Here is a 13,354-nt window from a genome sequence, read left to right on the forward strand (position 1 = left end):
TGGTTTTTAAACTATGCCTTCACCCATTTATCACGGTGGATGACCTCGATGGATGTAATCACTAGCTCGGTTGTACGCTTGCCCATGGCCTGTTTTAATTCCTCATCGGAATAAAGGACCTCACCGCGGCCCAATAATCCGTTAGCACCAAATACTTCGACGACGTCACCCTTGTTAAAAACGCCTTTTATTTCATAAATCCCTGCAGGCAATAGACTGCTGCCATTCGAAACCAAGGCACGTTCGGCGCCTTCATCAACGAAGATTTTTCCGGAAACCTGTGAATGAAGGGAGATCCATTGCTTGTTTTTCGTTACGGTCGTCAACACATCATTTCCGATGTATGTGCCGTCCCCTCTGCCCTCAAGGATCGTGAGGAGTTTTTCCCTACCCTCTCCAGATCCGATGAATGTTTTCACCCCAAGTGAAAGTGCTGTCTGGGCTGCAATCAGTTTCGACTTCATTCCCCCCGTACCTACATTGGAGCCGGCGCCTTTTGCCATCTGCAATAAGTCTTCCGTCACTTCGGAAAGCTTATCGAACCGTTTAGCCTCCGGATTAGTATGTGGATTGGCATCATAGAGACCATTGATATCGGTTAAAATGATCAAGTGGTTGGCGTGGACCAAGCCGCTCACTAAAGCGGAGAGCATATCATTATCACCGAAAGTCAGCTCTTCGACAGATACTGTATCATTTTCATTGATGATCGGAAGGATGCCGCGTTCAAGCAATTCCATTAATGTTGCATAAGCGTTTTTGTATCGGTCTTTTTTCGAAAAATCTTTGCGGGTCAACAAAATCTGTGCCGGCACGATACCAAACTGCCCCAGCTGTTCCATATACGACTGAATCAGCAAGCTTTGCCCCACGGCCGCTGCCGCTTGCTTCCCTTTGAGCGTAACGGGTCTTGTCGGATATCCGAGCTTACGAAATCCAGTAGCTACAGCACCTGATGAAACAAGGACCACTTCATGTCCGGCTTTCCTTAAAGCCGCCACTGCCTGAATATGATCGGAAAATTTGCTTTGGTCGATTTCACCTTGTGAGTTGGTTAAAGAACTACTACCTATCTTAACTACGATGCGTTTCTTTTCCATCGATTCTGTCCTCCAGTAAATATCTTAACCATGAAAAAAAGCCCTTTTCATCCTCAAAATAAGGACGAAAAGGGCTGCTCTCCGTGGTACCACCTTCATTGAATGCAAGTTTCATGCATTCCACTTTGCCTGATAACGCCAGGGTTTGCGCCTATGTGTTGCATAGGACTCAAGAAGCAGGTTCTGCGCTTTCCTGTCGCGGGTCTTCCAGCAAATGACGCCGCTCTCTGTCACAGTCATGTATCGCATACTAATCTTCTCTCAACGTTCATGGTTTTAATATAGTATGCAAAATTATCTTCTTGATGTCAACAACATTCCTTGCATCAGGAAGTTCTTAAAGCGCCATGGCAGGACCGAAGAACTCATAGTGAATCCGATCAGGGTTAACCCCTAACTCCTTCAGGCAAGTGATGATCGCTTTCATGAAAGGAACAGGCCCGCAAATATAATAGTCCGCTTCAGGCATTAGATGGGAGCTCAATAGTTCCTTATCCATGTATCCTTCCTTCACAAAATGTTGCAGCTGCTTATCCTCGTCATCCGGATTTTTAAACACGAACGATAATTGATAGTTAATAAGCTTCTGTGCTAGGTCCGTCAGTTCGCTTCTGAACGGCTGCATTTTGCCATTATCGGTTGCATGCAAGAAGTGGATTTCACGTTCGGGCATTTGATCGGCAACTGCATGGACCATGCTCATGAAAGGAGTGATCCCGACGCCGCCGGCCAAGAAGATGACAGGTGTCCTTTTTTCCAGGTCGATGGTGAAATCACCTGCAGGAGCGGTCAATTCAAGGCTGTTCCCCACCTGGATCGAATCATGCAGGAAGTTAGACACCCTGCCGTCCGGAGAGGTCCCCGGACGTTCTTTTTTGACAGAAATCCGGAAGCAGTCTTTTCCAGCCGCATCCGATAAACTATATTGCCGATTGAATAGAAAGCGTTCACCAGGTATGGCGATCCGGACGGTTACATATTGACCAGGCAGGAAGGCTGGGATTCCAGCACCATCTGCCGGCTTTAAATAAAATGATGTAATGACATCGCTTTCCGGTACTTTTTTGACCACCGTGAAAGATTTAAAGTCTGTCCAGCCCCCTTCCTGTACCGAAGCTTGGTCGTACATATCCTTTTCGATGCTAGTGAAAACTCCTGCAATGACTCCATAAGCTTCCCCCCATGCCTGGAGAATTTCCTCAGTAGCTGCTTCCTGCAATACTTCCTTGATTGCAGCCAATAAAAATTCCCCGACGATTGGGTAATGCTCTGGCTTAACGGCAAGGCTTCTATGTTTCTGCGCAATTTGTTTCACCACCGGCAATATCGTTTCGAGTTGGTCTATATTTTTCGCAGCTGCCAAAACTGTGTTGGCTAGTGCATTTTGCTGCCGCCCTTTTTTCTGGTTGGCATGATTAAAAATATTCAACAATTCAGGATGAGCTTCAAAAAGATTTTTGTAGAATAAAGTTGTGATGGTTGTACCATGTACCTCCAGTACCGGCACTGTAGATTTTATAATTTCGATTGTTTTCTGGGATAGCATATATAAACCCCTTTTCATAAACAAGTATTTTGAATACATGTTTATAGTAGAACGAAACGATCTTAAAAGCAATATATAATATACATCTTTTAAGTTGCTATCGTTTAATGTTTATAAATTGTTCACATTTATGATATAGTCAAATGGGGATAGAATGTGAGGCGATAGACATGAGGTTGACGAGTTATTCCGATTACTCACTTAGAGTGTTGATTTACCTGGCTTCCCACGACCAAAGCAAATTATCGAATATAAAAGAGATTTCAGAAGTTTATCAGCTATCGAAAAATCATTTGATGAAGATCGTTCATAATCTAGGTAAATTAGGATATATCGAGACGATACGCGGGAGAAATGGCGGTTTTCGCCTGGCAAAATCGCCTGCTGCAATAAACGTCGGGGAAATTGTAAGAAAAACCGAAGAGGATTTTTATTTGGTGGAATGTTTTAAGGATCACGACAATTGCATCATTTCTCCTGCTTGTTCATTGAAATTTGTCCTTAATGATGCTTTGGATGCTTTCCTGAAAGTCCTTGATCAATATACGATCGAAGACTTCATCGAAAATAAAGTGATGCTCAAAGCCTATTTCAATTCTGTTAAACAACACGACGAAGGGACCGATTCTTTATGATCGGTCTCTTTTTTCATGACCCAATAATCCGTTCGATGCTGCAACCCTCTTCCATTCTCAAGTCTACGATCCCTGTTTCCGTATTCAGCAAAACTTTAAGCGGATCGTATGGATTGATCATGATGATCTTCCCCGTTTGCTGATTGGTCAGCAGGACCTCTTTCCCTACCAAGGTCGACGTCAACTGAGTTACAAACCCAAGCAGGATTTCCGGGTTGAATTTATCGAACATATCACGGTTCATTTGCTCAATCACCTTATGAAATGGCATCGCTTGATGATATACACGGTTGGATGACATGGCATGGAATACATCGGCTATAGCCACGATTTTCGCATGAGGATGAATATCATTTCCCTCCAGTTTTAATGGATACCCCTTCCCATTTTCCCTTTCATGATGCTGAAGGGCTGATAATGCAACCGACGGAGGCAACCCAGGAATATCTTTAAGCAATTCATACCCATAGATCGTATGGCGCTTCATTTCCTCATACTCGGCAGCTGTCAATTTCCCCCATTTTTCCAATATACTCTCAGGAATTTTTGTTTTACCTACATCATGCAAGGTGGCGGCCAAAGTCAGGGCTGAAAGATTTTTTTGGGAAAATCCAAGCTGCCTCCCAATGTAAGTGGCAATGATTCCAACACCAATATTATGGCTGTAAGTGTATTCACTGCCCGCTTTCAATTGCTCGAACAGATAATGGATATCAGGATTTTTGGCAGATTCCAGAATGACAGGTGCAATATCCATTTGGATTGTCTGGAGCACTTCAAGCTGCATATATCCATTGTTGCGAATATCTTGCAAAAGGTCTTTCATTTGAAAGCAGGCTTCGCTAATTTTTTTATTGATATCCACATTTGGCAATGCTTGATATTCGCTATAGGACGATCGGCAATCTTCGCCATTCTCCAATTGTGCCATCATGATATCAATTTCAGGAATGGTAAGAGGCGGAAACGCTTTGTTATTCAGCTTCCCTTTTCTATTTTTCAATGTCCTCACACTTTTCTCTATTTTTTACTTATAATACCACACCCTTGGTGAACTTGCAGAATATTTTGCCTTACTTTTAAAGGCTTACAACTGGCCTTTAAGTTCGTTGCCCAACTCCTTTAGCTTTTCACCAACGGTACATTCGGAAATACAGAACTTATGGGCGTAAGAGCGCCCCTTTTCTTTCCGGAAATGTTTCCGCAAAAAGCAATCTTGGCAGAAAGAAGTGAGAACGTCTTCAACTTCCTCATATATTTTTTTCCTATTCATTGTTGATATGGCTCCTTTGACCCTGCAATTTCTGATTTGCTGAAAATGTCCTTTCCCTCGAGAGCAAGGGTTGCCAGTCGATCGGCTTCTTGATTATCCTTTCGCGCGATTGGCTTATATACAGGAATGATCTTTAATTTATCAAGCTTTGCTTCAATGCGGTCCAGCCATTTATTCAGGTTTTCTTCCATACATGGCCAATCTCCTGAAAGTTGATTCAATACAACCAACGAATCCCCTTTGAATACACAGCTTTGGTGATGGACCCCAAGTTCATCAAGTTGCCTGAGTGCTTCATGAAACGCAGCATATTCCGCTTCATTATTGGAATCCAATTGCTCCAATTTTAGATTGGAGCGTAAACGCCAGGATTTTTTGCCTTGGCGAAAGTATATCGCAACTCCGATTCCAGCGAGGCCTTCTTGTTTTTGATGTCCGCCATCAAAAAAAACCGTCACATCTTGCGGTTCTTCTTCCACTTCCGTCAAGAGTTTCTTTAACTCCTTCTTCGTCCATGCTGTATCGAATTCATCCTTGTATTCGACCTCCTTCAGCCTGCCTGCTTTTTCAAGGTCTTCTGTTATGACCAGTGCAGTGCCGGCTTCAAGCCAATCCGATACGAAAACGGCAGATGGCTTTTTGGAGGCATGATAGGTCCATTGCATAATAACCTTCAATGATTTCCAGCTCCTTATCATCTCAATGTCCTAAGTACAGTCGTATAATATTCATATCTGTTTTTCGTATATCATTTATAATATAATGTAGTGGAGTTTATACATTCGTACTATTATAATCCCCATATTAGCCTGAAATTCTCTGTTTCAATCTTATTTTTTACATTCACTAAATCCAATGGCGATAGCTGCTGCAGAGGGAGGAAAAACAGCATGATAGAAGTATATATCGATGGTGCCAGCGCAGGCAACCCGGGGCCAAGCGGCGCCGGTGTCTTCATAAATAATAACGGCGTCATCGAGCGTCATTCCATTCCGCTAGGAATCATGGAGAACCACGAAGCAGAATATCATGCTTTGATTAAGGCATTGGAAATTTGTGTTGCCAAAAAATATGGTGTCGTTTCTTTTCGAACGGATTCGCAAGCCATCAACCAGGCCATTGAAAAGGAATTTGCCAAAAAAAAGTATGCCCTTTTACTTGAACGGGCGCTTGAGCTTTCTGCCAATCTTGAGTTATTTTTCATGAAATGGATTCCTAGTATGGAAAATAAATCCGCCGATGAGTTGGCTAGACGGGCCATTCGCTTGAATCGGATTGAGGGTGCACATGACCAAGACTGCTGATCTTTCACTCTTATTCGTTGTATTCATCTGGGGAGTCACGTTTGTCATGGTTCAAAACGCCCTATCTTTTCTTGAGCCGTTCACATTTAATGCCGTCCGTTTTTCCTTGGCCTTCTTATTCTTGCTCATCCCATATTGGTGTACCGTAAAACAAAGGCAAAAAACAGGCGATAAAGGTCTATTATTAGCTGGAATTCATATTGGGGTTTGGCTTTTTCTGGGGTATGGGTTTCAAACGGTCGGGTTAAATTACACGACTCCTGCGAAGACAGGCTTCATAACAGGGTTAAGTGTCATCATGGTCCCAGTATTTTCGCTTCTCCTTTTAAAGCATAAGCTTTCCCGTCCAACCATAATAGGTGTCGGTTCCGCAACTGTCGGGCTTTACTTGATGACCTTCGCTGACCGATCGACCATGAATATCGGTGATTTACTGGTATTTTTATGCGCAATAAGTTTTGCGATGCAAATCATCACTACAGCCAGGTACGCCAAAAGCATGCCTGCTTTACCGTTGACGCTGATCCAGCTTTCAACAGTTTCATTATTATCCTTTTCGTCAGCCTTCATTTTCAATGAAGATCATTCCGTCATCTTCAGGCCATCAGTCATGCTGCAGAAAGACGTTTGGACTGCTTTATTGGTGACAGCAGCTCTTGCCACCGCATTCGCTTTCTTTGCCCAAACCTTTTTTCAGGCCTATACGACACCGACAAGGGTCGCACTGATCTTTTCGATGGAACCTGTCTTTGCAGCGTTATCCTCCTACATCTTGATAGGGGAAAAATTGACTTTGTCTTCCCTTATCGGCTGTGCTCTCATTTTCTTGGGAATGATACTCGCTGAGCTGCCGTCAAGGCGGAGGAAAATGAAGATATCCCAGGATATTTCCTGACACTACATAAAATAAATCGGACTTCTGCTTGAAGGAAGTCCGATTTATTTTAACAGTCCCTGTTCCATTGCGAAAGATATCGCTCCACTACGAGTTTCAATGCCGTTTTGTTTCAAATTTTCCAAAAATGAAATATAAAAGCTGCCGTCAAAATTCTTCTGGGCCTTTAAAGTCAACTCTATCGCAGCATTGACCAGGATATCACTGGCATCCGTATAACGCTTGCCAAAATAAATAAAGCCAATGGCATCATTGCCAAAAGTGAACCCCTTTCCTTCCAAAAAACGAACATACTCCTCAGTCGATCTCATCACTTCTGCATCCACTCCAAAATTCATGCCTTATTTTCATATTACCGTAAATATAAGAATTTGACTATCCATTTTTCGACAAAAAATTCAATGTATAATGGTAGGAACATCCGTTAGGAAGCTCCCCGACTGAGACAAATCTGCTGAAAATTGGATATGTTGATTGACCATCCACTCTTGGTGAAAACGTAGGAGTAAACTTCATGGCATGCGTTATGGAGGCTGTAATTTTACCGTTACTTGCCCCTACAGGCACTCCTTAGCGGACGATCTGTCTGTGCGCCCACCTTGACTCAAGGAAAGACCCGCTTGGGTTATAACCAAAGTTTCTCTAAGGCATCACAGGGGGGCTTATAAAGCCGAATCGACCATAATTCAAAGAGGAGCCTCCATAAGGAAGCCCCATTGTATCGGGTTTAAATCATTCTCAGTAATGCCCTGAATTCGTGATCCCTGGCAAGGGTTTGCACTTTCTCACGGTCATAGCGGTATACTGCCTCGTCCAAAGAACATGAAATCGGTACGTCACATTTTATTTCAGCAAGCTTTCTCGAAAGATGGAGCATATCAACGGCAGATTCAATCTTGGCCCGCTGCGTGTTGGTCAAAGAAGTGACATTTTCAAGAATCCCTTCGATACTTTGATACTGAATCAATAATTTTAGCGCTGTTTTCTCACCAATGCCCTTCACTCCGGGATAATTATCAGCAGTATCGCCCATTAGCGCTTTTAAATCAATCATTTGCCTTGGTGTGATCCCTTTCCATTCATAAAAGCTATCGGGATTATGGACCTCATAATTACCGTAGCCTTTCTTCAATAAAACAACGGAAATGTTGTCTTCTATTAATTGGAGCATGTCCTGGTCGCCTGTCAATATACTTACTTGGCTGTGCTTGGCGGATGCTTTTGCAATGGTTCCAATACAGTCATCCGCCTCATACCCAGATAATCCTATATTTGGAATATCAAACGCTTCTACTGCCTTTTTCGCCAAATCGAATTGCGGGAGCATTTCGACTGGAGCTTCGGAACGGTTGGCCTTGTATCCATCGAATAATTCATTACGGAACGTCTTGCTTCCCATATCCCAGCAAACTGCCATATGACTGGGTGAAAATTGATTCACGGCTGTCAGCATGTGCTTTAAAAAGCCTTGAACCGCGTTTGTCGGCATTCCTTTTGAATTGATCATGAATTGGCCTGTAACGGCCGTTGCATAAAAAGCCCTGAATAGGAGCGCCATTCCATCAACAAGCATGAAGGAATGTTGCTGCTCATTTTCTTTCATTAACACATTATCACCTCTATCATGATGTACATTCATTTTATCATACCTGTCCACTTTATCTAGCAGCGTTTAGTTGGAAAATCACTCAATCAACTGGATTACCATCGTAGGAAATCCAGTCACTAAAGCTCCCAATATACACCTTGACTTGTTCATAACCTGCCTCCTTCAAGGCAACATAATTGGGAGAAGCCGTAACTCCAGAACCACAGTAGACAATAATTTCCTTATCACTGTCGATGTCGCTGAAATTATTCATTAGTTCTTCCTTTGTTTTGAAATGTCCATCATCGAGCGCCTTCGTCCATAGCTTGTTGACTGCACCAGGAATATGACCTGCTTTTTTATCGATTGGCTCCTCTATCCCCAGAAATCGTTTCGGTTCCCTCGAATCGACCAAAACGATATTATTCGGTTTTTTCAATGTAAATTGCTTCACTTCCTGATAAGAGGCAAAAACGGAAGCATTTATTTCGATATGGTACTTTGCTGCTGGATAATATGAATGCGCAGCATCAATCGGGTAACCTGCCTCCTTCCAGGCAGTATATCCCCCGTCAAGCACATGGACCTTTCGATGGCCTAGATAACCCAGCAGCCAGACGAACCGGGAAGCAAAAGACCCCTCTCCACCGTCATAAGCCACAAGTACCGTATCATTCGTAATTCCGTATGCTTCCAATCTACCCTTAAAAGCCGTTAAGTCCGGAAGCGGGTGCCTCCCGCCATGTACCTGAACCTTTCCAGATAAGTCCTTCTCGAGATCGAAATAAACGGCGCCAGGAATATGGTCTTCGTTAAATTCCCTTTGCCCTGCGTCAGGAGAGCCTAGCCTAAATCGACAGTCACAAATCCTTATATCATTGGATGTCAACAAGGGCAATAATTCTTCTTTATTGATCAGCAAACTCATCTACAACTCCTCCTAATTAAAAACGTCCCCTTCACTTCCATTCAGAGTGCTTCATTGTTTCATTCTTTATGGAAGCTGATTTTCCCTCTAATGCTTTAGGATTATTTTCGCCTCGTCAGCGGCATCCTACTTTCCATTCCTCCGTTTATGGTTACAACCAACGCTGTTTTCCGGATTTATTTATTCCATAATCTGTCATAATTAGAAACTGGAAGAACCTTTGTTGCATTAAAAGGATGGCTGCCGACAGCAGCCATCCTTTGGATTACGATATCTTTTCTCGCTTGCATGGTTGGGCTTGTAAAACTGATTTTATTTCACCTGCATTCTAGCCAATTCCATTACTGCATTTTCATAGTATGGTATATCCACCTTTTCCTCCAAAGCTGCACGCAGCCCTGTAAAGATATCGGCTATCTCCTGCTTGAATTCGTTTTGGATGGCAAGCAATTCTTGATCGAGCACTTGATCATACATGGTATAAATCCGCTCTCCCTGCTCTTTGACATACGCTAGCGCAGGTTCATCCAAACGCTTCTGAAGACCATCGCTCATTTTCACTTTTTCATTTTTTTCAAAGAAAGACTTAGGGTTTTTAAATAAAGCCAATTCCTTCTTGAATTCCGCTGTCTCCAATTCGGCGAAGGCTCCCATAAATTCTGGAGATTCCCGCTCATTAGGTTCAAAAGGCTGTACAGAGAGGCTTTTTCTCACTTTCTGCATTTGCTGCAGCAAACTACTTTGTTTTTCATCCAACAATTTATTTACGAACAATTCAGACCTTAAAGCCGTTGCCCGCATTTCCTGGGCAAGGTCAAAGCCCAGCGCACCCAGTAAATTGATCAGTGCTTGCTTAAGGACCAATTTCAGATCTCCGCCATCGTCCTTCAATACGGCCGGGTTGAAGGACTCCTTGAAGAAGTCATTGAAGCGGAAGAAGACCCGTTGTTTACTATAAAAAGTCAATTCATCAATTTCCTTTTTCAACCGCTGCTTTTCCGCATCACCTTTCATGACAGCGAGAATTTCGGAAATGGCATGAGCCTCACTGGAAAGGGATTCCAAAGCTTTTCGTTTCGTTTTTTCATCCTGTTTTGAGGCCGCAATCACATCACGAAGCAGCTCCTCCGTCCTCTTTACGGCTGCTTGTGCCGATGCGATCGCAAGTCCTGTCAAATCGTTTTCGATGAAAGAATCGAACTGCTTCTGGAACTCGGAAATACCACTATCCCGAAGGAACGAGTGCTTAAAGGAACCAGGCGTTTGTTTTTCCGACAATGCCCCTTTGCTCGTAAGCGGGAACAGCTTTGGAAACCGAATGCCGAATCCATTCAGTTGATCTTTGACATAATCCATCACTTCGTCCAATTCATCGGTCGTTTGGGCAAGGTCGACGGCATTGACGATAAAGAACATCTTATCCATGGCGAACGAATCTTTCACACGGCCGAGCTGTATCAGGAATTCCCTATCTGCACGGGAAAATGGATGATTATAGTAAGTCACGAAAAGGATCGCGTCGGAATTTTTGATATATTCGAAAGCAGCCCCTGTATGCCGGGCATTTATCGAATCTGCCCCTGGTGTGTCGACAAGCACCATACCTTGCTTGGTCATTTCACAGTCATACCGTAATTCGATTAAATCCACGAGACAAGACTTGGACTCTTCCGCAGCAAATCGCTTGAATCCCTCCAGATCGACCGTAACCACATTGCCTAAATCGGCTTTATGCTCAGGCATCCCTTGGTGAAAGGCGCGAAGGAAGGATAAATGCGTTTTCCCTTTATCCACTTCTCCTGCTTTGTCAATGATTTGCCCTGCCAGTTGAAGGGCTTCATCCAGTGTCTTGGCCGATTTTTCAAAGGCAGCCAGAGCCATGCTGACATCTTCTAACAGCATCGCTTCCGTTTTTAATTTGACCGTTGCAGTACCATGGGGATGATCAGCATCGGAAGCCATGATTTTGTTGATCGCCGCAGTTGTCGGGTTAGGCGAAACAGGAAGGACGCTTTCCCCCATTAACGCATTGGCAAAGGAAGATTTTCCGGCACTGAAGGCACCGAAAAGGGCAACAGTGAAGGTCTGCTTCTCCAAGCGCTTTGCCTTGTCGGTCAATTCCTTGTAAAGCGATTGGAAGCCCCTCAACGGTTGGATCAAGTGTGCGGCCTGCTGTAAGCTCGCTGCCGTTTCCATTAGCTTTTCTTTTCCCCGTAAATCAGTAGCATCCGGCAGCTGAACCGCATCGGAAGGTACTGCATCCTGAGATCCTCGATCTTCCTCAGCTGGCTCTTTGACATGCTTTGGTGCACTTGCTTCAGTTGTTGTCATGATTTTGACGGTTATGTTTTTTTCTTCTTCATCCCACTCATTTAATAGATGGTCGATATCTTGTTCGGTTGCCAATGTTGCTGTTTGGTTGGCAATCGCCTCCAATCTTTCCGATTGGGCTTCAATTTCAGCGTTGATGGCAGCCATTACTTTTAAGGCTTCCGCGAACTCGGCAAACCCTTCAAGTTCCTTATCGATGGATCGTGACTGCTCTTCCACGATTCCTTCCATGACGGCAGCGATTTGATTCAAAAAGGCTTCCGATACATCACGGGCCTTCTTTTTGATGGCAGAGGCCAAGTCATTCGTATAGTTCAGGACATATTCACCAGTAATATCGACTTGAGGCTTTAGGGAACCTTTTATGTAAGCTTCCGTTACCTCGATTTGCAGTGTCTGGGCTTTGCTTTCAAGCGTTGAATCATGAACTTCGGCATTGGTCAGTGTTTTGACCGCCAATTCCTTAAGATGCCATTCAAGCTGTGTCTTCACTTTTTCTTGCAAGTCAGCCAAAAATGCCCGGATACGTTGCTCACGCTCCGCCTCCGTTTTTTTCTTGGCAAATAATAGGCCCATCTTAAAATCGGGCTGTGCCGATTCCAAGAAGGATTTTCCCAGGTCACGTGTGGACGCAGGCATGATGTACGCACTCTTCAAAATCGTTTCCAGAGCCTCGGAATATTGCACTTTGAGGGCCTCTATACGGCCATTCAATGATTTTTTTTCCTTCATTAGGCTGTCCACTTGATGCGTCAGTTGTGTTCGCTCTTCAAATGGAAGTTCCGACAGTACTTCAAATTCATTGGCGTGTTCCTCTTCATATTGCTCCTTCAGCCAGGCAAGATGCCTGTCGACTAATGCTTTAGCCGATTGCATGATGGCATCTTTTCCATCATTTTGGCCCTTATCAGCCATATCGAATATAAACTTGCGAACCTCTTCAATTTCATTATCCTTATTGTTCTGATCTCTAACGGATGTATAAAAAATCCCATCAGGGTATACATTCCAATTTGCAAATGCTTCAGAAACCGAAAGCTTGAAGTCCTGAAAGCCGAGTTCACCCTCATCATGCTTATCAATCATATTGATAATTAGGTATGTCGGTTTTCCAGCCTCCAGCAATTCTTTGGTGAACAGAAAATTCACTTCTGATTGAACATGATTATAGTCCATGACATAGAACACGACATCAGCAAGATGCAGGGCTGATTCCGTAGAGACCCTATGAGCATCGTCAGTCGAATCGATTCCCGGCGTATCCATGATCGCACATGAATCCGGCAGGGCAAAATGCTTAGAACTTATCGTTATCGCCGACACAGAATCCCCGTCTTTTGCAAATTTCTTCACCTCTTTAAAATCATATGGTGCAGGGAATAAAACGGGCGGCTGGTTATGATAAAAGACTTTGGCATAGTCCTCCCCTTTTTGGACTTTAACCGTATTGGCACTCGTTGGAATCGGTGAAGAGGGCAATACTTGATCATCAAGCAGGAAATTGATCATACTTGATTTACCTGCTGAAAAATGCCCGCAAAAAGCGATGATGAACTCTTCATCCTTCACTTTCATGATTAGCTGCTTCAGCTTATCAGCGTTGCCTGTGTCACCTGCCGACTGAAATTTCTCATACATGGCAGTCAAAATTCCCAATTTGGACTGTTGTTTAACTGTTTCTTGAATCATGAATCCATACCCCTTAATCTATCATCTTTTTAATATCCTTATTGTAAACGATTTCGATTGTTATT

At 43.5% G+C, this 13,354-nt stretch carries 12 protein-coding genes and 1 other annotated feature; of the genes, 3 read left to right on the forward strand and 9 right to left on the reverse strand.

Features of this window, described 5'->3' with window-relative positions; genetic code table 11:
• Window positions 1-11: 11 nt before the first annotated feature.
• Together proB and hmpA are read right to left on the reverse strand one after the other, a co-directional pair.
• A complete protein-coding gene (gene proB, locus QNI08_RS04080) occupies window positions 12-1,100 on the reverse strand; it encodes a glutamate 5-kinase (protein ID WP_285766153.1) in 1,089 nt (362 codons plus the stop codon).
• Window positions 1,101-1,157: 57 nt separating this feature from the next.
• Window positions 1,158-1,374 (reverse strand) — a binding site (T-box leader).
• Between the two features lie 63 nt (window positions 1,375-1,437).
• Window positions 1,438-2,646 (reverse strand): NO-inducible flavohemoprotein, encoded by a 1,209-nt coding sequence (gene hmpA, locus QNI08_RS04085; protein WP_285766154.1) that lies wholly within the window; start codon window positions 2,644-2,646, stop codon window positions 1,438-1,440.
• 170 nt (window positions 2,647-2,816) lie between these two features.
• Here hmpA and QNI08_RS04090 point away from each other — a divergent pair, with 170 nt between their 5' ends.
• Window positions 2,817-3,281 (forward strand): RrF2 family transcriptional regulator, encoded by a 465-nt coding sequence (locus QNI08_RS04090; RefSeq protein WP_285766155.1) that lies wholly within the window; start codon window positions 2,817-2,819, stop codon window positions 3,279-3,281.
• A gap of 13 nt (window positions 3,282-3,294) precedes the next feature.
• Here the strand turns inward: QNI08_RS04090 and QNI08_RS04095 are convergent, their stop codons facing one another.
• The 3 genes from QNI08_RS04095 to QNI08_RS04105 form a co-directional block, all read right to left on the reverse strand.
• Window positions 3,295-4,284 carry an HD-GYP domain-containing protein gene (locus QNI08_RS04095; RefSeq protein WP_285766156.1) on the reverse strand — a complete coding sequence of 330 codons (990 nt, stop codon included), beginning with the start codon at window positions 4,282-4,284 and terminating at the stop codon, window positions 3,295-3,297.
• Window positions 4,285-4,368: 84 nt separating this feature from the next.
• Window positions 4,369-4,554, reverse strand: coding sequence for a zinc-finger domain-containing protein (locus tag QNI08_RS04100; protein WP_285766157.1), 186 nt, complete (start codon window positions 4,552-4,554; stop codon window positions 4,369-4,371).
• Window positions 4,551-5,231, reverse strand: a complete 681-nt coding sequence (locus QNI08_RS04105) for a reverse transcriptase-like protein (RefSeq protein WP_285766158.1) — start codon at window positions 5,229-5,231, stop codon at window positions 4,551-4,553. Before QNI08_RS04105 ends, QNI08_RS04100 begins: the two co-directional genes overlap by 4 nt.
• 213 nt (window positions 5,232-5,444) lie before the next feature.
• Here QNI08_RS04105 and QNI08_RS04110 point away from each other — a divergent pair, with 213 nt between their 5' ends.
• Entirely contained in the window at window positions 5,445-5,858 is a 414-nt protein-coding gene (locus QNI08_RS04110) for a reverse transcriptase-like protein (protein ID WP_285766159.1), read from the forward strand.
• Window positions 5,842-6,753, forward strand: coding sequence for a DMT family transporter (locus QNI08_RS04115; protein ID WP_285766160.1), 912 nt, complete (start codon window positions 5,842-5,844; stop codon window positions 6,751-6,753). Before QNI08_RS04110 ends, QNI08_RS04115 begins: the two co-directional genes overlap by 17 nt.
• A gap of 44 nt (window positions 6,754-6,797) precedes the next feature.
• Here the strand turns inward: QNI08_RS04115 and QNI08_RS04120 are convergent, their stop codons facing one another.
• The 4 genes from QNI08_RS04120 to QNI08_RS04135 form a co-directional block, all read right to left on the reverse strand.
• Window positions 6,798-7,091 (reverse strand): DUF6123 family protein, encoded by a 294-nt coding sequence (locus QNI08_RS04120; RefSeq protein ID WP_285766161.1) that lies wholly within the window; start codon window positions 7,089-7,091, stop codon window positions 6,798-6,800.
• A gap of 389 nt (window positions 7,092-7,480) precedes the next feature.
• Complete coding sequence (locus tag QNI08_RS04125) at window positions 7,481-8,356, reverse strand: 5'-3' exonuclease (protein ID WP_285766162.1); 876 nt, start codon at window positions 8,354-8,356, stop codon at window positions 7,481-7,483.
• 85 nt (window positions 8,357-8,441) lie between these two features.
• Window positions 8,442-9,269 carry a sulfurtransferase gene (locus tag QNI08_RS04130; protein ID WP_285766163.1) on the reverse strand — a complete coding sequence of 276 codons (828 nt, stop codon included), beginning with the start codon at window positions 9,267-9,269 and terminating at the stop codon, window positions 8,442-8,444.
• A 312-nt stretch (window positions 9,270-9,581) separates the two neighbouring features.
• Complete coding sequence (locus tag QNI08_RS04135) at window positions 9,582-13,289, reverse strand: dynamin family protein (RefSeq protein ID WP_285766164.1); 3,708 nt, start codon at window positions 13,287-13,289, stop codon at window positions 9,582-9,584.
• Between the last annotated feature and the right edge of the window lie 65 nt (window positions 13,290-13,354).

The organism is Peribacillus folii (assembly GCF_030271255.1).
Classification (GTDB): domain Bacteria; phylum Bacillota; class Bacilli; order Bacillales; family DSM-1321; genus Peribacillus.

Coding starts and splice junctions, on each gene's coding strand:
- QNI08_RS04100 (WP_285766157.1), bottom strand. CDS start 4,554: ATGAATAGGAAAAAAATATATGAGGAAGTTGAAGACGTTCTCACTTCT.
- QNI08_RS04135 (WP_285766164.1), bottom strand. CDS start 13,289: ATGATTCAAGAAACAGTTAAACAACAGTCCAAATTGGGAATTTTGACT.
- QNI08_RS04120 (WP_285766161.1), bottom strand. CDS start 7,091: ATGAATTTTGGAGTGGATGCAGAAGTGATGAGATCGACTGAGGAGTAT.
- QNI08_RS04130 (WP_285766163.1), bottom strand. CDS start 9,269: ATGAGTTTGCTGATCAATAAAGAAGAATTATTGCCCTTGTTGACATCC.
- QNI08_RS04090 (WP_285766155.1), top strand. CDS start 2,817: ATGAGGTTGACGAGTTATTCCGATTACTCACTTAGAGTGTTGATTTAC.
- QNI08_RS04110 (WP_285766159.1), top strand. CDS start 5,445: ATGATAGAAGTATATATCGATGGTGCCAGCGCAGGCAACCCGGGGCCA.
- hmpA (WP_285766154.1), bottom strand. CDS start 2,646: ATGCTATCCCAGAAAACAATCGAAATTATAAAATCTACAGTGCCGGTA.
- QNI08_RS04115 (WP_285766160.1), top strand. CDS start 5,842: ATGACCAAGACTGCTGATCTTTCACTCTTATTCGTTGTATTCATCTGG.
- proB (WP_285766153.1), bottom strand. CDS start 1,100: ATGGAAAAGAAACGCATCGTAGTTAAGATAGGTAGTAGTTCTTTAACC.
- QNI08_RS04125 (WP_285766162.1), bottom strand. CDS start 8,356: ATGAAAGAAAATGAGCAGCAACATTCCTTCATGCTTGTTGATGGAATG.